The 18,965-nt window shown below is 67.7% G+C and carries 19 protein-coding genes; 14 read left to right on the top strand and 5 right to left on the bottom strand.

The window, feature by feature from the left end:
* Window positions 1–24: 24 nt before the first annotated feature.
* A complete protein-coding gene (locus AC1G9C_RS00435) occupies window positions 25–867 on the top strand; it encodes an alpha/beta hydrolase family protein (RefSeq protein WP_480409163.1) in 843 nt (280 codons plus the stop codon).
* A gap of 26 nt (window positions 868–893) precedes the next feature.
* Here AC1G9C_RS00435 and AC1G9C_RS00440 read toward each other — a convergent pair whose 3' ends face one another.
* Window positions 894–1,796: a LysR substrate-binding domain-containing protein gene (locus tag AC1G9C_RS00440; protein ID WP_480409164.1), complete on the bottom strand. Its 903-nt coding sequence runs from the start codon at window positions 1,794–1,796 to the stop codon at window positions 894–896.
* Window positions 1,797–2,129: 333 nt separating this feature from the next.
* On the opposite strand from AC1G9C_RS00440, the gene AC1G9C_RS00445 reads away from it, so the two are divergent.
* The gene (locus AC1G9C_RS00445) at window positions 2,130–3,554 is read left to right on the top strand and encodes an aspartate ammonia-lyase (RefSeq protein ID WP_021442072.1); all 1,425 of its coding nucleotides are present in this window, start codon (window positions 2,130–2,132) and stop codon (window positions 3,552–3,554) included.
* Window positions 3,555–3,681: 127 nt separating this feature from the next.
* Window positions 3,682–4,935: a dicarboxylate/amino acid:cation symporter gene (locus AC1G9C_RS00450; protein ID WP_122109505.1), complete on the top strand. Its 1,254-nt coding sequence runs from the start codon at window positions 3,682–3,684 to the stop codon at window positions 4,933–4,935.
* Between the two features lie 162 nt (window positions 4,936–5,097).
* Here the strand turns inward: AC1G9C_RS00450 and AC1G9C_RS00455 are convergent, their stop codons facing one another.
* A complete protein-coding gene (locus AC1G9C_RS00455) occupies window positions 5,098–5,916 on the bottom strand; it encodes a helix-turn-helix domain-containing protein (protein ID WP_480409165.1) in 819 nt (272 codons plus the stop codon).
* 161 nt (window positions 5,917–6,077) lie between these two features.
* Between AC1G9C_RS00455 and AC1G9C_RS00460 the strand changes: the two genes are divergently transcribed.
* The 3 genes from AC1G9C_RS00460 to AC1G9C_RS00470 all read left to right on the top strand — a co-directional run bounded on the left by AC1G9C_RS00460 (window position 6,078) and on the right by AC1G9C_RS00470 (window position 9,056).
* Entirely contained in the window at window positions 6,078–7,526 is a 1,449-nt protein-coding gene (locus tag AC1G9C_RS00460) for an alanine/glycine:cation symporter family protein (protein ID WP_021442069.1), read from the top strand.
* A gap of 69 nt (window positions 7,527–7,595) precedes the next feature.
* Complete coding sequence (locus AC1G9C_RS00465) at window positions 7,596–8,585, top strand: asparaginase (RefSeq protein WP_480409166.1); 990 nt, start codon at window positions 7,596–7,598, stop codon at window positions 8,583–8,585.
* 27 nt (window positions 8,586–8,612) lie between these two features.
* Window positions 8,613–9,056: a GNAT family N-acetyltransferase gene (locus AC1G9C_RS00470; RefSeq protein ID WP_021443188.1), complete on the top strand. Its 444-nt coding sequence runs from the start codon at window positions 8,613–8,615 to the stop codon at window positions 9,054–9,056.
* Window positions 9,057–9,122: 66 nt separating this feature from the next.
* Here AC1G9C_RS00470 and glsB read toward each other — a convergent pair whose 3' ends face one another.
* Window positions 9,123–10,031 carry a glutaminase B gene (glsB, locus tag AC1G9C_RS00475; protein ID WP_021443187.1) on the bottom strand — a complete coding sequence of 303 codons (909 nt, stop codon included), beginning with the start codon at window positions 10,029–10,031 and terminating at the stop codon, window positions 9,123–9,125.
* Between the two features lie 79 nt (window positions 10,032–10,110).
* Window positions 10,111–10,758 carry a hypothetical protein gene (locus AC1G9C_RS00480; RefSeq protein ID WP_480409167.1) on the bottom strand — a complete coding sequence of 216 codons (648 nt, stop codon included), beginning with the start codon at window positions 10,756–10,758 and terminating at the stop codon, window positions 10,111–10,113.
* A gap of 409 nt (window positions 10,759–11,167) precedes the next feature.
* Between AC1G9C_RS00480 and coxB the strand changes: the two genes are divergently transcribed.
* Genes coxB through AC1G9C_RS00500 form a run of 4 tightly spaced genes read left to right on the top strand, consistent with a single transcriptional unit; the run spans window position 11,168 to window position 15,356 of the window.
* Window positions 11,168–12,292 (top strand): cytochrome c oxidase subunit II, encoded by a 1,125-nt coding sequence (gene coxB, locus AC1G9C_RS00485; protein ID WP_031302908.1) that lies wholly within the window; start codon window positions 11,168–11,170, stop codon window positions 12,290–12,292.
* 4 nt (window positions 12,293–12,296) lie between these two features.
* Window positions 12,297–13,889, top strand: a complete 1,593-nt coding sequence (gene ctaD / locus AC1G9C_RS00490; protein ID WP_021443184.1) for a cytochrome c oxidase subunit I — start codon at window positions 12,297–12,299, stop codon at window positions 13,887–13,889.
* 10 nt (window positions 13,890–13,899) lie between these two features.
* The gene (locus AC1G9C_RS00495) at window positions 13,900–14,448 is read left to right on the top strand and encodes a cytochrome c oxidase assembly protein (RefSeq protein ID WP_122109501.1); all 549 of its coding nucleotides are present in this window, start codon (window positions 13,900–13,902) and stop codon (window positions 14,446–14,448) included.
* A gap of 11 nt (window positions 14,449–14,459) precedes the next feature.
* On the top strand, window positions 14,460–15,356 hold the full coding sequence (locus AC1G9C_RS00500) for a cytochrome c oxidase subunit 3 (protein WP_021443182.1): 897 nt from the start codon (window positions 14,460–14,462) through the stop codon (window positions 15,354–15,356).
* 45 nt (window positions 15,357–15,401) lie between these two features.
* Here the strand turns inward: AC1G9C_RS00500 and AC1G9C_RS00505 are convergent, their stop codons facing one another.
* Window positions 15,402–15,605, bottom strand: coding sequence for a twin transmembrane helix small protein (locus tag AC1G9C_RS00505; RefSeq protein WP_021443181.1), 204 nt, complete (start codon window positions 15,603–15,605; stop codon window positions 15,402–15,404).
* 70 nt (window positions 15,606–15,675) lie between these two features.
* On the opposite strand from AC1G9C_RS00505, the gene AC1G9C_RS00510 reads away from it, so the two are divergent.
* The 4 genes from AC1G9C_RS00510 to cyoE are packed head-to-tail and all read left to right on the top strand — an operon-like array spanning window position 15,676 to window position 18,964.
* Window positions 15,676–16,407, top strand: coding sequence for an SURF1 family protein (locus AC1G9C_RS00510; RefSeq protein WP_480409168.1), 732 nt, complete (start codon window positions 15,676–15,678; stop codon window positions 16,405–16,407).
* Window positions 16,382–16,960: a hypothetical protein gene (locus tag AC1G9C_RS00515; protein WP_480409169.1), complete on the top strand. Its 579-nt coding sequence runs from the start codon at window positions 16,382–16,384 to the stop codon at window positions 16,958–16,960. Before AC1G9C_RS00510 ends, AC1G9C_RS00515 begins: the two co-directional genes overlap by 26 nt.
* Before the next feature lie 37 nt (window positions 16,961–16,997).
* Window positions 16,998–18,044, top strand: a complete 1,047-nt coding sequence (locus AC1G9C_RS00520) for a COX15/CtaA family protein (RefSeq protein WP_457788371.1) — start codon at window positions 16,998–17,000, stop codon at window positions 18,042–18,044.
* Window positions 18,045–18,064: 20 nt separating this feature from the next.
* Window positions 18,065–18,964 (top strand): heme o synthase, encoded by a 900-nt coding sequence (gene cyoE / locus AC1G9C_RS00525; RefSeq protein WP_457788370.1) that lies wholly within the window; start codon window positions 18,065–18,067, stop codon window positions 18,962–18,964.
* The last annotated feature ends 1 nt before the right edge of the window (window position 18,965 follow it).

An 18,965-nucleotide genomic window follows, 5' to 3' on the forward strand; every position in this document is an offset into this window, starting at 1 on the left:
CCATCAGGCAGGAGAACAGCGGCGATGAAACATACAGCCTACCGGCTCTTCAAAAAACCCTTTTTCGGGCGCTTCATGAAGCCCTGGCGCTGGCCCGAGCAGGTCGATGCCGCACGTTGGCAGCGCCTGTCGCTGACCAGCGAATCGGGGGCCAGCCTGGCCGCGCTGCTGGGCGAGGCGCGCGCGGGGCAGGTGCGCGGCGCGGTGCTGCTGTGTCACCCGATGGGCACCGCGGCCAAGGGCTTCTGGCTCAAGCACGGGCATGCCGAGCTGCTGCGCGCGGCCGGTTATCACGTGATGCTGTTCGACCTCAACGGCTTCGGCGAGAGCAGTTCCACCACCATGGACTACCCGCTCGACGTGCTCGCCGCCGGCCAGGCGCTGCAGGCGCGCTACCCGGACCTGCCGGTGGCGCTGCTCGGCGCCTCGATGGGCGCGGCCATGGGCCTGTGCGCCCTGGCGCTGGCGCAGCATCCGTTCAAGGCGGCGGTGCTGGAGTCGGCCTTCCCCACCCTGCTGCACTTCTGGCGGCCCTATCCGCTGCCGCGCCTGGGCATCCAGCTCAGCCGCCTGCTCTATCCGGCCGGCGAACGTCGCCTGCGCCCGCTGCATGCCGCGCAGCGCCTGGTCGGCCGCCCGCCGCTGCTGCTGATCTACGGCGAGGAGGATCGCCACACCCCGCTCGAGGACGGCCAGCAACTGCACGCGGCGCTGACCGCCGCCACCCAGTGCGAGTTCTGGCATGTGCCGGGCGCCGACCATACCCTGGCCTATGTCGCCCAGCCGGAGGCCTATGCCCGGCGCGTGCTGGAGTTTCTCGATGGCCAACTGGGTGCCGCGGCAAGCCCGAGCTGCACGGCGGCGTAGGGTGCGCCGCGCGCACCTCCGAACACCTACATGGCCAGACCACCCTCCAGCTTGCGCCACAGCAGGCGCACCGCGGCCTTGCGCACCAGGGCGCAGCGGTACAGGCGGATTTCCAGCGGGATCTGCCAGTGCTCGCCGCCGCAGATCGCCAGTTCGCCACGGGCCAGTTCGGCGGTGACCGACAGGCGTGGCACCCAGGCCACGCCCATGCCTTGCAGGGCCATGCTCTTGAGGCTGTCGGCCATGGCGGTTTCGTACACCGTGGTCGAGCGCAGCGCGCGCTGGCGCAGCAGCAGGTTGACCGAACGGCCGAGGAAGGCACCGGCGCTGTAGGCCAGCAGCGGCACGCTCTGCCCGCCGTCGAGGTCGAACAGGGGCGCGCCGGCCTCGTCGACCGCACACACCGGCAGCATGGAGGTGGTGCCCAGGTGCAGCGAGGGGAAGATCTCCGGGTCCATCTGCAGCGCGGCGTCCGGGTCGTAGTAGGCGAGGATCAGGTCGCAGGCGCCTTCACGCAGCGAGTGCACCGCTTCGCCGACGTTGGTCGCCACCAGTCGGGTGGTCAGTGGCAGGCCTTCGCGGCGCAGGCGGGCGATCCATTCGGGGAAGAAGCCCAGGGTCAGCGAGTGGGCGGCGGCAATCGACAGCATCTCGCCCTGCTGACCTTCCAGGTTGTGCAGGTGGCGCACCACTTCGCCGAGCTGTTCGACCAGGCTGCGCGCGGTGACCAGAAACAGCCGGCCGGCTTCGGTGAGTTCGACGGGCGTGCAGGAGCGGTCGACCAGGGTCAGGCCGAGCATGCCTTCCAGGCTGCGGATACGTCGGCTGAAGGCCGGCTGGGTGACGAAGCGCTTTTCCGCGGCCTGGGAGAAGCTGCGGGTGGCGGCCAGGACGATAAAGTCCTCCAGCCATTTGGTTTCCAGGTTCATCGTAGGCTTCCGAGGCTTGCACGAGGCGTAGGGTGGGTTAGCGACGCTGAACTCGGTTCGGCAGACGCAGCTGCCGTGGTGCGTCGCGTAACCCACCAGGCGATGGATCACGTTGCGCCGATGCTGGGTTACGCCGCGTCTCGAACGAGGTGATGTTCGCCAATGGCAGCATGCGGCTAACCCACCCTACGTTTGCCGCCATCCCGCAGTCACACCGGCATTATGCCGATTGTGCATAGGGCAGCAAGCAACGGCATTGGCCGAGCTAGTGGCTGAGCCCATAGTCTATGGGCATCGCGGCACTCGCCGCATTTCCCAAGAGCCATCCCCATCATGTCCTCTGCTGCATCTGTTCGCGTCGAAAAAGACCTGCTCGGCACCCTCGAAGTCCCCGCCGATGCCTATTACGGCATCCAGACCCTGCGCGCCGTGCAGAACTTCCGCCTGTCCGGCGTGCCGCTGTCGCACTACCCGAAACTGGTGATCGGCCTGGCCATGGTCAAGCAGGCCTCGGCCGACGCCAACCGCGAGCTGGGCCACCTGTCCGCGGCCAAGCACACGGCGATCAGCACCGCCTGCGCACGCATCATCCAGGGCGAGTTCCACGAGCAGTTCGTGGTCGACATGATCCAGGGCGGCGCCGGCACCTCGACCAATATGAACGCGAACGAAGTCATCGCGAACATCGCGTTGGAGGCCATGGGCTTTGAGAAGGGCCAGTACCAGCACCTGCACCCTAATAACGACGTGAACATGGCGCAGTCGACCAACGACGCCTACCCGACCGCCATCCGCCTCGGTCTGCTGCTCGGCCACGACAGCCTGCTCAGCGCGCTGGACAAGCTGATCCAGTCCTTCGCCGCCAAGGGCCTGGAGTTCGGTCACGTGCTGAAGATGGGCCGCACCCAGCTGCAGGACGCCGTACCCATGACCCTCGGCCAGGAATTCCGCGCCTTCGCCACCACCCTCGGCGAAGACCTGCAGCACCTCAAGCTGCTGGCGCCGACCCTGCTCACCGAGGTCAACCTGGGCGGCACCGCCATCGGCACCGGGATCAACGCCGACCCGAAATACCAGGCCCTGGCGGTCAAGCGCCTGGCCATCATCAGCGGCCACCCGGTGGTGCCGGCGGCCGACCTGATCGAGGCCACCAGCGACATGGGCGCCTTCGTGCTGTTCTCCGGCATGCTCAAGCGCACCGCGGTCAAGCTGTCGAAGATCTGCAACGACCTGCGCCTGCTGTCCAGCGGCCCGCGCACCGGGATCAACGAGATCAACCTGCCGCCGCGTCAGCCGGGCAGCTCCATCATGCCGGGCAAGGTCAACCCGGTGATCCCCGAGGCGGTCAACCAGGTGGCCTTCGAAGTGATCGGCAACGACCTGGCGCTGACCATGGCGGCCGAGGGCGGCCAGCTGCAGCTCAACGTGATGGAGCCCTTGATCGCCTACAAGATCTTCGACTCGATCCGCCTGCTGACCCGCGCCATGGACATGCTGCGCGAGCTGTGCATCGACGGCATCACCGCCAACGAGGCGCATTGCCGTGCGCTGATGGAGAACTCCATCGGCCTGATCACCGCGCTCAACCCCTACATCGGCTACGAGAACGCCACCCGCATCGCCAAGGTCGCCCTGGACAGCGGGCGCGGCGTGCTGGAGCTGGTGCGCGAGGAGCAGCTGCTGGACGAGGCCACCCTGGCCGACATCCTGCGCCCCGAGAACATGATCGCCCCGCGCCTGGTTCCGCTGCAGGGCTGATCTTCCTGGCAACACCCGCGCCGCCCTCGTTCGAGTGCGGCGCGTTGCTTTCCGCCCTAGCCTGCCGGGCGGCACCGCTCAAGGCCGCACAGACGGCCCCACAACAACGACAATCCGGGTGATAACCATGAGTCAGAGCAATACCGCTTCCCTCTCCCTCCTTGCGCGCGTGCCGCTGTGGCAGCAGATCCTCGTCGGTCTGGCCCTCGGTGTCGCCGTCGGCATGCTGTTCAAGAGCGGCGCCCAGGCGCTGGCGCCAATCGGCGCGCTGTTCCTCAATGCGATCAAGATGCTGATCGTGCCGCTGGTGTTCGTCTCCCTGGTGGCGGGCATCACCGCCATGAGCGACAGCGCCAAGCTCGGCCGCATCAGCGTCAAGACCATCGCCATCTACCTGATCACCACCGCCTTCGCGGTGAGCATCGGCCTGGCGTTCGGCGCCCTGTTCAGCCCCGGCGAGGGCATGCACATGGTCGCCAGCGGCAGCGAAGAGGCCAAGCAGGCGCCCTCGCTGGTGCAGATCCTGGTGGGCCTGGTGCCGACCAACCCGGTGACCGCCTTCGCCGAGGGCAACATCCTGCAGATCATCGTGTTCGCCATCGCCTTGGGCGTGAGCATGAACCTGATCGGCGACAAGGCGGCGCCGGCGGTCAAGCTGTTCGACAGCCTGGCCGAGGTGTTCTACAAGCTCACCGACCTGGTGATGCGCCTGGCGCCCATCGGCGTGTTCGCGCTGATCGCCGGCGTGGTCGCCGCCCACGGCATCGAGGTGCTGCTGCCGCTGGCAAGCGTGATCGGGGTGATCTACCTGGCCAGCATCGCCCATATGCTGCTGGTCTACGGCGGCCTGATCGGCGGCCTGGCGCGACTCAGCCCGCTGCGCTTCTTCCAGGGCATTGCCCCGGCGCTGGCGGTGGCCTTCAGCACCTCGAGCAGCGCCGGCACCCTGCCGGTGTCCATCGAATGCGCGCGCAAGAACCTCGGTGTGTCGCAGGGCGTTGCCGGCTTCGTGCTGCCGGTGGGCGCCACCATCAACATGGACGGCACCGCCATCTACCAGGGCGTGCTGGCGCTGTTCATCGCCCAGGCCTTCGGCGTCGACCTGAATGCCGGTCAGTACCTGATGATCATCCTCACCGCTACCCTGGCCTCGATCGGCACCGCCGGCGTGCCCGGCGCCGGCCTGATCATGCTCGGCCTGGTGCTGACCTCGGTCGGCCTGCCGCTGGAAGGCGTGGCGCTGATCGCCGGTATCGACCGCATCCTCGACATGGCGCGCACCACGGTCAACGTCGCCGGCGACCTGATGACCACCACCCTGGTGGGTAGCAGCGAGCAGGAGCTGGATCGCGACGTCTACAACAGCGACAACGCGGCCTGAACGACGATTTTCATAGGAGGCCTCACCAGCCTCGCTCCTCAGGGATGGCCTCGGCCATCCCTTTTTTTGCCGGCGCATTGCCGGGTGCGGCGTGCGCACCCCTTATCCACGCCAGCCGGCCACGGCCCTGGCCGATCCTGGCCATCGTCACATGGCGCCGCGCTATTCCAGCACGAACAGGCCGTCGTGCAGCTGGGTGCCGCTCAGGCGCTGGCGGATGTCATCGTCGATCCGCGCGTCGTCCGGGGCGTAGAGCATCAGCTGGCGGTAGGCGTTGACCCGGTTGATCTCGTTACCCAGGTATTGCCAGACCACCCGGGTGCAGGCCGGGGTGCGCCGGTCGCCGCTGGACACCCCGGTCTTGATGCCGTTGAGGCGGGTGATGCGGCTCTTGAAGCTGGGGATGAGGATGGTCTGGCTGATCTCGTTGCCGGTCAGCGACTCGTAGTCGATGAGGAACAGCCGGTCCTGCAGGTAGAAGGCCGCGCCCAGGTAGCGGCAGCGCACCCAGTCCTCGGCGCCGCCGCGGGTGCGTTCCTGACGCTCCTGGCGTTCCTGGCGCTCGAACAGGTAGTTGCCGCGCTCCTCGCGCAGGTGCACCAGCGACAGCAGCACCTGGCCCGGCACCGACATGCAGTTGGAGTACTCGAAGTAGTAGCCGCAGTAGCGGCCCATCGGGCTGGCCTGCTGGCGCAGTGGCTCGAACAGCTCCAGCAGCGGGTCGCTGCCGGCCTGCGCCTGGGCGCCGGGGCTGCGTGCACCGACCAGGCGGGCGAACTGCTCGCTCGGCATGGCCAGCTCGAAGGGTTCGACGCCGAAGAAGTCGCAGATGCGCTTGAGGTTGTGCGCGGTCGGCCGGCTCTGCCCGGCCAGGTAGCGGTTGAACTGGGCGCGGTTGAGCGACAGTTTGCGGCACACCTCGGCGATCGAGCGGTAGTGGCTGCACAGCAGTTTCAGGTTGGCGCCGAGGGCATCGGACATGGGGGCGTACCGGCTGATGCAAGTGACGCGATTCTAGCATCAACTCGCGTCAGGTTGCCGCGACCCGCGAAATTGTCTGGCAAGGCCCCTATCGCCAACCATTCGCCAGCCGCCCGGCGGGGCTGCATTCCCATTCAGAACAACAAGAGAGAAAGCCTCCCATGCTCGATCTTCTCAACGACCTTATCTGGAGCAAGCTGCTGATCGTGATGCTGATCGGTCTCGGCCTGTACTTCACCGTCGCCTCGCGTTTCGTCCAGTTCCGCTACTTCAGCAGCATGTTCCGCATCTTCGCCGAGGCCTTCCAGCGTCAGCCCGGTCAGCTCAGCTCGTTCCAGGCACTGATGCTCTCGGTAGCCGGCCGCGTCGGCGCCGGCAACATCGCCGGCGTGTCGGTGGCGATCATGCTCGGCGGCCCCGGCGCCATCTTCTGGATGTGGGTCGTGGCCCTGGTCGGCATGGCCACCAGCTACTTCGAGTGCTCCCTGGCGCAGCTGTACAAGCGCCGCGAAGCCGACGGCAGCTACCGCGGCGGCCCGGCCTTCTACATCCAGCACGGCCTCGGCCAGCGCTGGCTGGGCATCGTGGTGTCGATCCTGCTGCTGGTGACCTTCGGCTTCGGCTTCAACGCCGTGCAGTCCTTCACCGTGGCCAGCTCGCTGCACGACACCTTCGGCCTGCCCACCATCGTCAGCGGCCTGATCCTGACCGCGGTGATCGGCCTGATCATCTTCGGCGGCATCAAGCGCATCGCCAGCATGGCCGACGTGCTGGTGCCGGTGATGGCCTTCTCCTACATCGGCATGGCGCTGGTGGTGATCGGCCTGAACCTGCCTGAGGTGCCGGCGGTATTCGCCCTGATCGTCAAGAGCGCCTTCGGCCTGGAGCCGGCCTTCGCCGGCGGCATTGGCGCGGCGATCATGATGGGCGTCAAGCGCGGCCTGTTCTCCAACGAGGCGGGCCTCGGCAGCGCGCCGAACGTGGCCGCGGTGGCCGAGGTCAAGCATCCGGCCGCGCAGGGCATCGTGCAGTCGCTCAGCGTGTTCATCGACACCCTGCTGGTGTGCACCAGCACCGCGCTGATCATCCTGCTCTCCGGCGTCTATCAGCCGGGCAGCGAAATGGCCGGCGTGGTCCTGACCCAGACTGCCCTGGCGGCCGTGGTCGGCGAGTGGGGCCGGGTGTTCGTCAGCCTGGCGCTGCTGCTGTTCGTCTTCACCACCCTGATCTACAACTACTACCTCGGCGAGAACGCCCTCGGCTTCTTCAGCCAGAAGCGCATGCCGGTCATCGTCTACCGCGTGCTGGTGGTGTGCCTGGTGCTGTGGGGTTCGGTGCAGGACCTGGGCACCGTGTTCGCCTTCGCCGACGTCACCATGGGCCTGCTGGCCATCTGCAACCTGGTGGCCCTGGCGCTGCTGTTCAAGGTCGGCCTGCGCCTGATGCGCGACTACGACAGCCAGATCAAGGCTGGTGTAGAGTCGCCGGTATTCGACGCCAAGCAGTTCGCCGACCTGGACCTCGACCCGGCGGTGTGGACCGGCCAGGCGGCCAAGCCCGTCGTCGCCGCGGACCCGGCCGAGATCGGCGACCGGGTGCACCAGCGTTGAGTTGACCCAAGCAAGGAAGGAGGGGGCCAAGGCCCCCTTTCTTTTGCCCGTGATTTGCGAGGAGAGTCCATGGCGACCCCTGAGAAACTGCTGGTGCTGTACACCGGCGGCACCATTGGCATGCAGATGAGCGAAGCGGGCCTGGCGCCGGCCTCCGGCTTCGAGGCGCGGATGCGTGCGCAGCAGGCCGAGGAGGCGCAGGGCGAGCTGCCGCAGTGGCAGTTTCGCGAGCTGCTGCCGCTGATCGACAGCGCCAACATGAACCCGGGCCACTGGCTGGCCCTGCGCGACGCCATAGTCGCCGCCGTCGAGGTCGACGGCCATGATGCCGTGCTGGTGCTGCACGGCACCGACACCCTGGCCTACAGCGCCGCGGCGCTGAGCTTCTTGCTGCTCGGCCTGGGCGTGCCGGTGCTGCTGACCGGCGCCATGCAGCCGGCCGGCGTGGCCGGTGGCGACGCCTGGCCCAACCTGTTCGGTGCCATGCGCGCGTTGCGGCGCGGTGTGGCGCCGGGCGTGCACCTGTACTTCAACGGCCAGCTGCTGCACGGCGCGCGCTGCTCCAAGCTGCGCAGCGACGCCTTCGACGCCTTCCAGGTGCTGCCGCGTCGGCGCCAGGCCGAGCGCGCCGCCATCGACGCGCGCATCGACTATCGCCAGCCGCGGCGGGCGACCAATCTGGCCGTGCTGCCCCTGCACCCGGCGCTGCAGGCCGCCCAGCTGCGCGCCCTGCTGGGCAGCGGCGTGCAGGGGCTGTTGCTGGAATGCTACGGCAGCGGCACCGGCCCGGCCGGCGACGCCGAGCTGCTGGCGGTCCTGGACGAGGCGCACGCCCGCGGCGTGGTGCTGGCGGCGATCAGCCAGTGCCCGCAGGGGCATGTCGAGTTCGGCGTGTACGCCGCCGGCAGCCGCCTGGCCGAGGCCGGTCTGGTGTCCTGCGGCGGCATGACCCGCGAGGCGGCGCTGGGCAAGCTGTTCGCCCTGCTCGGCGCCGGGCTGGCGCCGGCCGAGGTGGAGCACTGGCTGGCGCGCGATCTCTGTGGTGAGATGAGCGACTGACGCCTCACGCCAACCAGGAGGGAAGCCATGAGCCTCGAGATCCGTCCCGTCAGCGCCGCCGACCACGCCGCCTGGCTGCCGCTGTGGCAGGGCTACCAGCGTTTCTACATGACCGAGATCGCCGCCGAGACCAGCGCCGTGACCTGGCAGCGCTTTCTCGATCCGGCCGAGCCGATGGGCGCGGCGCTGGCCTGGCAGGGCGATGAGGCGGTCGGCCTGGTGCACTGGGTGATCCACCGCTCGACCTGGACGGTCGGCGACTACTGCTACCTGCAGGACCTGTTCGTCGCCAAGGGCCAGCGCAGCGGCGGGATCGGCCGCCAGCTGATCCAGCACGTCTACCAGCAGGCGCGCGAAGCCGGCTGCTCGCGGGTGCACTGGCTGACCCACGAGAGCAACAGCCAGGCCATGCTGCTCTACGAACGCATCGGCGAGCGCTCCGGTTTCGTCCAGTACCGCAAGCTGCTGTAGCGCGCCGTGGCGACGCGCGGCTGCAGGGTGCGCCGCGCGCACCAGGGCGCCTTGGTGCAGTAAGGCTTAGAACACCGACCAGCCGATGCGCTGGCTGAGCAGCTCCAGGGCTTTCATCCCGGCCAGCGAGTTGCCGGCGGCGTTGAGTTCCGGCGACCACACGCAGACGCTGAAACGCCCCGGCACCACCGCGACTATGCCGCCGCCGACGCCGCTCTTGCCCGGCAGGCCGACCCGGTAGGCGAAGTTGCCGGCCTCGTCGTACAGCCCGCTGGTGGCCATGATGGCGTTGATCTGCTTGCTCTGCCGCGGCGACAGCACCTGCTCGCCGCTGTGCCGGCAGAAGCCCTGGTTGGCCAGGAAGCCGAAGGCGCGGGCCAGGTCGACGCAGCTCATGCGCAGCGCGCAGCAGCTGAAGTAGCTGCGCAGCACCGCCTCCACCTCGTTGTGGAAATTGCCGAACGACTGCATCAGGTAGGCCGCCGCGGCGTTGCGCGCGCGGTGCTGGTATTCCGACTCGGCGACCTGGTTGTCCACCGTCACCTCGGGGTTGCCCGACAGGCGCCGGACGAAGTCGCGCATTGACAGCGCCGGCGCGGCGAAGCGCGACTGGTTGATGTCGCAGATCACCAGCGCGCCGGCGTTGATAAAGGGGTTGCGCGGCTTGCCGCGCTCGAATTCGAGCTGCACCAGCGAGTTGAACGGCTGCCCGGACGGCTCGTGGCCGAGGCGCTGCCAGATGGCCTCGCCGCTGTGGCCGATGGCCTGCACCAGGCTGAACACCTTGGAGATGCTCTGGATCGAGAACGGCGTGCGCGCCTCGCCGGCCACGTGCAGCTGACCGTCGTTGCCGTACACGGCGATGCCCAGCTGGTTGGCCGGCACCCCGGCCAGGGCGGGAATGTAGTCGGCCACTTTGCCCTGGCCGATCAGCGGGCGGACTTCATCGAGTATCTCGTTCAACAGCGCTTGCATGCTCGGGCTCGCGGCAGGGCCGGGCGAGGCCCGGCGTACCGCAGCTAGACGCCCGCCGGCGACCGGGAATCACAGGCGCTCAGCGCTCCTGCGGCAGCCGCAACTCGACGCCCAGTCGCTGCGACAGGCAGGGCCAGCGTTGCCAGGCGGCGACCGTACCCGGCGCGGCGAGGCGCTCGCGGTAGGCCTGCACCGAGGGCTGGGCGAAGCTCGCGTCGTCGAGCAGGCCGGCCAGGGCGTGGTGCACCGCCTCGTCCAGCTGGTTAGCGAAGGGCTCGCCGATCAACTGATGGGCGATCAGGTTGGCGCGGGTGGTGTCCAGCGGGATCAGCGGCTGGCCGAGGTGGCCGATGTAGCGGTCGTTGACCTCCTCGACCAGGCGGTGGGCCAGGTAGGCCTCGTCGAGCAGGCCCTCGAGGCCGTTGTGCCCGGCCATCAGCGCCGGCGGCTGCAGGAAGAACTGCTCGGCCACCTGCAGCACCGGCCGGATCACGCGCTCGATACCGGCTTCGCTGGCCACCGTGGCGGCGGCGTCGAGCACGTCCGGCACCTGCTCGATATAGGCGACGACAAAGGCATTCAGGGTGGCGCCGGCGTTCTCGGTGGGCAGGCGGATGGCCGGGTGCAGGCGCTCCAGCTGGGCCTGCAGGAACTGTGCGAGGGCCTGGCTGCCGGCCTCGTGCTGGCGGGCCCGGTCGATCAGTTGGCGGATGGCGGCGGTGTTCATGACTGCTCCTACGATTTGAGGACATGGACGTGAACCTTAGCCGGCGCGTGTGGCTGGCTAAGACGCGATTGTCATAATTTTTTAATACTTATGCGAGCTCGCTATATAGGGACTCGCCGATCTTTCTCCAGCCCGCTCCGGCCGGGGCGTTTAGGACAAGGCTTGCGCGGCTTCGGCCATTTTCGCGGTGACGTTGCGAGCTGAAAGTCGCCGTCTATACTCGAGTTCGAAAGGCAGTACCTGATGGAACCGGACGGGCTTAGGCACGGAGAGGTTTCGACAGCAGTCGCCAGCAGTCAGGGGCACCAGCGCGGGCAGTGAGCGCCGGCATGGTCGCCCCGTACGGCAGTCGATCCCTTAGCCGCAGGCTCCGCCGGCGGGATAACAAGAATCATAAGGGGAACCCGCAATGATGCGACATCCACGAGTCTGGATGGGCCTCCTGCTGTGGCTGGCATTGGGCTCGGCGCACGCCGAGTGGGCGGTCAACATGGCGCCCGGTGTCACCGAGGTCAGCCGCTCGGTCTTCGACCTGCACATGACCATCTTCTGGATCTGCGTCGTGATCGGCGTGGTGGTGTTCGGCGCCATGTTCTGGTCGATGATCGTCCACCGCCGCGCCACCGGCCAGGAGCCCGCGCACTTCCACGAAAGCACCACGGTCGAGATCCTCTGGACCGTGGTGCCGCTGGCGATCCTGGTGCTGATGGCGATTCCGGCGACCAAGACCCTGATCGAGATCTACGACACCTCCGAGTCGGAACTGGATATCCAGGTCACCGGCTACCAGTGGAAGTGGCACTACAAGTATTTGGGCCAGGACGTCGAGTTCTTCAGCAACCTGGCCACGCCCAAGGCGCAGATCGACAACCGCGCGGCCAAGGGCGAGCACTACCTGCTGGAGGTGGACGAGCCGCTGGTAGTGCCGGTGGGCACCAAGGTGCGCTTCCTGATCACCGCCGCCGACGTCATCCACTCCTGGTGGGTACCGGCGCTGGCGGTGAAGAAGGACGCCATCCCCGGCTTCATCAACGAATCCTGGACGCGCATCGACGAGCCCGGCATCTACCGCGGCCAGTGCACCGAGCTGTGCGGCAAGGATCACGGCTTCATGCCGGTGGTGGTCGAGGCCAAATCCAAGGAGGACTTCGCTGCCTGGCTGGCCGAGCGCAAGGCGGCGGCTGCCGCCGAACGCGAGCTGACCAGCAAGGAATGGACCCTGGACGAGCTGATGGCGCGCGGCGAGAAGGCCTACGGCACCGCCTGCGCCGCCTGCCACCAGGCCGGTGGCGAGGGCCTGCCGCCGATGTTCCCGGCGCTCAAGGGCTCGGCCATCGCCACCGGGCCGGCCGCAGGCCATATCGACATAGTGGTCAACGGCAAGCCGGGCACCTCCATGGCCGCCTTCGGCAAGCAACTGTCGGAGGTCGATCTGGCCGCCATCATCACTTACGAGCGCAACGCCTGGGGCAACAAGGTCGGCGACATGGTCACGCCCAAGGACATCCTCGACTTCAAGAAGGCTCAGGAGTAAGGACATGAGTGCAGTGATCGATTCCCATGGCCATGCCGCGCATGACCATCACCACGGTCCGGCCAAGGGCCTGATGCGCTGGGTGCTGACCACTAACCACAAGGACATCGGCACCATGTACCTGTGGTTCAGCTTCGCCATGTTCCTGCTCGGCGGGACCATGGCCATGGTGATCCGCGCCGAGCTGTTCCAGCCCGGCCTGCAGATCGTGCAGCCGGAATTCTTCAACCAGATGACCACCATGCACGGCCTGATCATGGTGTTCGGCGCGGTGATGCCGGCCTTCGTCGGCCTGGCCAACTGGATGATCCCGCTGATGGTCGGCGCGCCGGACATGGCCCTGCCACGGATGAACAACTTCAGCTTCTGGCTGCTGCCGGCGGCCTTCGGCCTGCTGATCAGCACGCTGTTCATGGAGGGCGGCGGGCCCAACTTCGGCTGGACCTTCTACGCGCCGCTGTCGACCACCTACGCGCCGGAGTCGGTGACTTTCTTCATCTTCGCCGTGCACCTGATGGGCATCAGCTCGATCATGGGCGCGATCAACGTGATCGCCACCATCCTCAACCTGCGCGCCCCCGGCATGACCCTGATGAAGATGCCGCTGTTCGTCTGGACCTGGCTGATCACCGCCTTCCTGCTGATCGCGGTGATGCCGGTGCTGGCCGGCTGCGTGACCATGATGCTGATGGACGTGCACTTCGGCACCAGCTTCTTCAACGCCGCCGGCGGCGGCGACCCGGTGCTGTTCCAGCACGTGTTCTGGTTCTTCGGCCACCCCGAGGTGTACATCATGATCCTGCCGGCGTTCGGCGCGGTCAGCTCGATCATCCCGGCCTTCGCCCGCAAGCCGCTGTTCGGCTACACCTCGATGGTCTACGCCACCGCCTCCATCGCCTTCCTGTCGTTCATCGTCTGGGCGCACCATATGTTCACCGTCGGCATCCCGCTGACCGGCGAGCTGTTCTTCATGTACGCCACCATGCTGATCGCCGTGCCCACCGGGGTGAAGGTGTTCAACTGGGCCAGCACCATGTGGCAGGGCTCGATGACCTTCGAAGCGCCGATGCTGTTCTCGGTGGCCTTCGTCATCCTGTTCACCATCGGCGGCTTCTCCGGGCTGATGCTGGCCATCGCCCCGGCGGACTTCCAGTACCACGACACCTACTTCGTGGTGGCGCACTTCCATTACGTGCTGGTGCCCGGGGCGATCTTCGGCATCTTCGCCTCGGCCTACTACTGGCTGCCGAAGTGGACCGGGCACATGTACGACGAGACCCTGGCCAAGCTGCATTTCTGGATGAGCTTCGTCGGCATGAACCTGGCGTTCTTCCCCATGCACTTCGTCGGCCTGGCCGGCATGCCGCGGCGCATTCCCGACTACAACATGATGTTCGCCAACTTCAACATGGTCTCGTCCATCGGCGCCTTCATGTTCGGCGCCACCCAGCTGCTGTTCCTGTTCATCGTCATCAAGTGCATCCGCGGCGGCAAACCGGCCCCGGCCAAGCCCTGGGACGGCGCCGAGGGGCTGGAGTGGACGGTGCCCTCGCCGGCGCCCTATCACACCTTCAGCACGCCGCCCGACGTGAAGTAGGAGGCCGGCCGTGAGTGAAGTGATCGGCACCCGTCGTCTGGTCGTACGCCTGCTGCTGGTGGTGGTGGCGATGTTCTGCTTCGGCGTGTTCGTCCTGCCGCCGTTCTACGACGCCATGTGCAAGGTGTTCGGCATCAACGGCAAGACCGCCGGCGCCTACCAGGGCGAGCAGCGGGTGGACGCGGCGCGCCAGGTGCGCGTGCAGTTCCTCGCCACCAACGCCGCCGGCATGGTCTGGGAGTTCGGCCCGCAGGCCGACGAGATCCTGGTGCACCCCGGCGAGCCGCGCGACATGCTGTTCGTCGCCTACAACCCGAGCAGCGAGCCGATGACCGCGCAGGCCATTCCCAGCGTGTCGCCGTCCAAGGCGGCGGCCTTCTTCCACAAGACCGAATGCTTCTGCTTCACCCAGCAGGTGCTGCAGCCGGGCGAGCGCATCGAGATGCCGGTGCGTTTTATCGTCGATAGAGATTTGCCGCAGGACGTCAAGCACCTGACCCTGGGCTACACCCTGTTCGATATCACCGCGCGCAAGCCGCCCGTGGCGCAGGCTCCATAAGGAGAACAACAATGTCGAGTCACGAGAATCACGAAAACTATTACGTCCCCGCGCAGAGTAAGTGGCCGATCATCGCCACCCTCGGCATGCTGGTCAGCGTCTATGGCGTGGGCACCTGGTTCAACGACATGAGCGCCGGCCGCGACGGCTCCAATGGCCCGCTGATCTTCTTCGTCGGCGGCCTGATCCTGGCCTGGATGCTGTTCGGCTGGTTCGGCAACGTGATCAAGGAGAGCCGCGGCGGCCTGTACAGCGCGCAGATGGATCGCTCGTTCCGCTGGGGCATGAGCTGGTTCATCTTCTCCGAGGTGATGTTCTTCGCCGCCTTCTTCGGCGCCCTGTTCTATATCCGCACCTTCGCCGGGCCCTGGCTCGGCGGCGAGGGCGACAAGGGCGTGACCAACATGCTCTGGGAAGGCTTCGAGTACAGCTGGCCGCTGCTGCAGAACCCCGACTCCAAGCTGTTCCCGCCGCCGACGGCGGTGATCGACCCCTGGCACCTGCCGCTGATCAACACCATCTTGCTGGTGAGTTCCAGCTTCACCGTGACCTTCGCCCACCACGCGCTGAAGAAGAACCGGCGCGGCCCGCTCAAGGCCTGGCTGGCGGCCACCATTCTGCTCGGCGCGGTGTTCCTGTTCTTCCAGATCGAGGAATACATCGAGGCCTACACCGAGTTGGGCCTGACCCTCGGCTCGGGCATCTACGGCGCCACCTTCTTCATGCTCACCGGCTTCCACGGCGCCCATGTGACCCTCGGCGCGATCATCCTCACGGTGATGCTGGTGCGCATCCTGCGCGGGCACTTCGACGCCGACCAGCACTTCGGCTTCGAGGCCGCCGCCTGGTACTGGCACTTCGTCGATGTGGTCTGGCTGGGGCTGTTCGTCTTCGTCTATGTGCTTTGAGGCAGCAGCACGCCACAGGTTTCAAGCGGCAGCTAGAGGCTGCCGCTACCAGCTGACATGAGACACCAGTTGCCCCGAGTAGAAGCCCCAGGCGACCAGGGCGACGGTGATGGCGGTCAGCCCGACACGGACGGTCAGGGCGTTGACCACGCGGGAACCACGGCCCTCGTCCTTGACCAGGAAGACCAGGCCGCTGAACAGGCTGACCAGGGTGGCCAGCAGCATGAGGACGATCGCGGCCTTGAGCATGCGAGACTCCGGGGGAGTGGGCGATGTATTGCAGTATAGCCAGCCAGCACCTTGTCCGTGGGGAGGCCGCATGAGCGCCTTCCGTCCCGGCTGGCTGCCCAGCCTGCTGGTGGCCCTGCTGCTGCCCGGGCTGCTCGGCCTGGGCACCTGGCAGTTGCAGCGCGCCGAGGACAAGCGCGCCCTGCTGGCCAGCTTCGATGCCCGCCGCCAGGCCGCGCCGCTCGGCCTCGATCGGCTGGAGCGCAGCCGCGACCCGGCCTACCGGCGCGTGCGCCTGTACGGCCAGTTCGACGCCGCGCACAGCCTGCTGCTGGACAACCGCATGCGCGACGGCCGTGTCGGCGTGGAGCTGCTGCAACCCTTCTACGACCAAGCCAGCGGCCTCTGGGTGCTGCTCAACCGCGGCTGGCTGCCCTGGCCGGATCGGCGCCGGCCGCCGCAGTTCGCCACCCCCGAGGATGCCTTGGCCCTGACCGCCTGGGTCTACCTGCCACCGGGCGGCGGCCTGCAGCTGGCGGACGCGGCGCCGGCGCAAGGCTGGCCGCGGCTGATCGGCGCGGTCGAGGTCGATGCGCTGTGGCGCCAGCTCGGTCGCGGCGGCCTGCCCTTCGAGGCACGCCTGGAACCGGGCCCGGCCAGCTACCGGGTGGACTGGCCGGTGGTGGCCATGAGCCCGGACAAGCACACCGGCTACGCCGTGCAATGGTTCGCCCTGGCCGCGGCGTTGCTCGGCCTGTTCATCTATCTTGGAATACACAATGCACGGGAGAGTCGTCATGAACCCAGCCATCGCCCTGCCTGAGGCGCCGCGCAAGGGGCGCGGCCGCTGGCAACTGTTGTTGCTGCTGGCCATCGCCATCGGCCCCATGCTGCTGGCCAGTGCCATGTACCAGTGGCGGTTCTGGGTGCCGGAGACGCGCAGCTACCACGGCGTGCTGGTCGGCACCGGGCAGACCCTCGCCGACCTCGGCGTGCAGGGCGAGCTGGCGCCGCGCTGGCAGATCCTGGTCACCGCCCCCGATGCCTGCGCCGCCGACTGCCAGCAACTGGTCTACCTGGCGCGGCAGATCCAGATCGGCCTCAACCGCGAAATCCTCCGCGCCAGCCATGGCCTGGCGGCGGGCGCCGCGCTGACGGCCGACTACGCCGCGCTGCTCGACCGCGAGTACCCGCAACTGGGCCGCTACGGACTGGATCGTCAGGCTTACCAGCGGGCCACCGAGGCCCTGCCCGGCGCCTGGCTGTGGCTGGTCGACCCGCACGGCAACCTGGTGCTGCGTTACCCGGCCGGCAGCGACGGCAAGGCGATTCTCGACGACCTGCGCTACCTGCTGAAGATTTCCCAAATCGGTTGAGGCTGACCCGCAGGCGGCTGCCTGCTAAGGATCGACGATGCGCAAACCCGGTTACCGCCTCGCCCTGTGCGCTACCCTGCTGGCCGCCGTGGTGGTACTGCTCGGCGCCTATACCCGGCTGACCCACGCCGGCCTGGGCTGCCCGGACTGGCCCGGCTGCTACGGCTTCCTCGGCGTGCCGATGAGCGAGCACAAGCTGGCCCTGGCCGAGGCGCGGTTCCCCGAGGCGCCGGTGGAGGTGGCCAAGGGCTGGTACGAGATGATCCACCGCTACTTCGCCGGCGCCCTCGGCCTGGTCATCCTCGGCCTGGCGGTGCAGGCGCTGCGCCGCCGCGGCGAGCCGGGCCAGCCGCTGAAGCTGCCGCTGGCGCTGCTGGCGCTGGTGATACTGCAGGGCGCCTTCGGCATGTGGACGGTGACCCTCAAGCTCTGGCCGCAGGTGGTCACCGCGCACCTGCTCGGCGGTTTCGCCACCCTCAGTCTGCTGGCGCTGCTGTGCCTGCGCCTGTCCGGGCGCTTCGCCCCGCTGCAGCTGCCGGCGCGTCTGCGGGCCCTGGCGGCGGCCTGCCTGCTGCTGGTGATCGGGCAGATCGCCTTGGGCGGCTGGGTCAGTTCCAACTATGCGGCGGTGGCCTGCGTCGACCTGCCGACCTGCCACGGCGAGTGGTGGCCGGCGATGGATTTCGCCAACGGTTTTCACCTGACCCAGCATATCGGCCCCAACTACCTGGGCGGGCAGCTCGACAGCGACGCCCGCACCGCCATCCATATGAGCCACCGCATCGGCGCACTGATCGTCAGCCTGGCCCTGCTGCTGCTGGCCTGGCGGCTCAAGGCCGCCGGCCTGCCGCGCCTGGCCGGCCTGCTGCTGCTAGCGCTGGCGCTGCAGGTCGGCCTGGGCATCAGCAACGTGATCTTCCACCTGCCGCTGCTGGTGGCCGTGGCGCACAACGCCGGCGGTGCGGCCCTGCTGCTGAGCCTGGTGCTGGTCAACTACCGTTTGCGAGCGCCGCTGTCGGCATTGGCCGCCCATCTACAACCTCCCGCAACGTCCAGCCGTGTTCCGCACGGGCAAGGCGTCTGACAACTACAAGGAGACACTCCATGGCTACAGTGCTGCGAGCTCACTCCGAACACGCCAGCTGGCGCGACTACCTGGAGCTGACCAAGCCCAAGGTGGTGCTGCTGATGCTGATCACCTCGCTGGTCGGCATGTTCCTCGCCACCCGCGCCGGCGTGCCCTGGACCGTGCTGGTGTTCGGCAACCTCGGCATCGGCCTGTGCGCCGGGGCCGCGGCGGCGGTCAACCATGTGGTGGACCGGCGCATCGACTCGATCATGGCGCGCACGCACAAGCGCCCGGTCACCGCCGGGCGGGTCTCGCCGGCGGCGGCGCTGAGCTTCGCCCTGCTCCTGGCCGTGGCCGGCATGGCCCTGCTGCTGCTGTTCACCAACGCCCTGGCGGCCTGGCTGACCCTGGCCTCCCTGCTCGGCTACGCGGTGATCTACACCGGCTTTCTCAAGCGCGCCACGCCGCAGAACATCGTCATCGGCGGCCTGGCCGGCGCCGCGCCGCCGCTGCTCGGCTGGGTGGCCGTGACCGGGCATATGTCCGCCGAGCCGCTGCTGCTGGTGCTGATCATCTTCGCCTGGACGCCGCCGCACTTCTGGGCCCTGGCCATCCACCGCAAGGCCGAATATGCCAAGGCGGATATCCCCATGCTGCCGGTGACCCACGGCGAGCACTACACCAAGGTGCATATCCTGCTCTACACCCTGGTGATGTTCGCCGTCACCCTGCTGCCCTACGCCATCCACATGAGCGGGCCGCTCTACCTGGTCTGCGCGCTGCTGCTGGGCGGGCGCTTCCTGCACTGGGCCTGGGTGCTGTACCGTGACAGCAAACCGCACGCGGCGATCAACACCTTCAAGTACAGTATCTGGTACCTGTTCCTGCTGTTCATCGCCCTGCTGGCGGACCACTACCTGCTGCTGAACATCTAAA

This window comes from Pseudomonas sp. ABa2 (genome assembly GCF_056676075.1).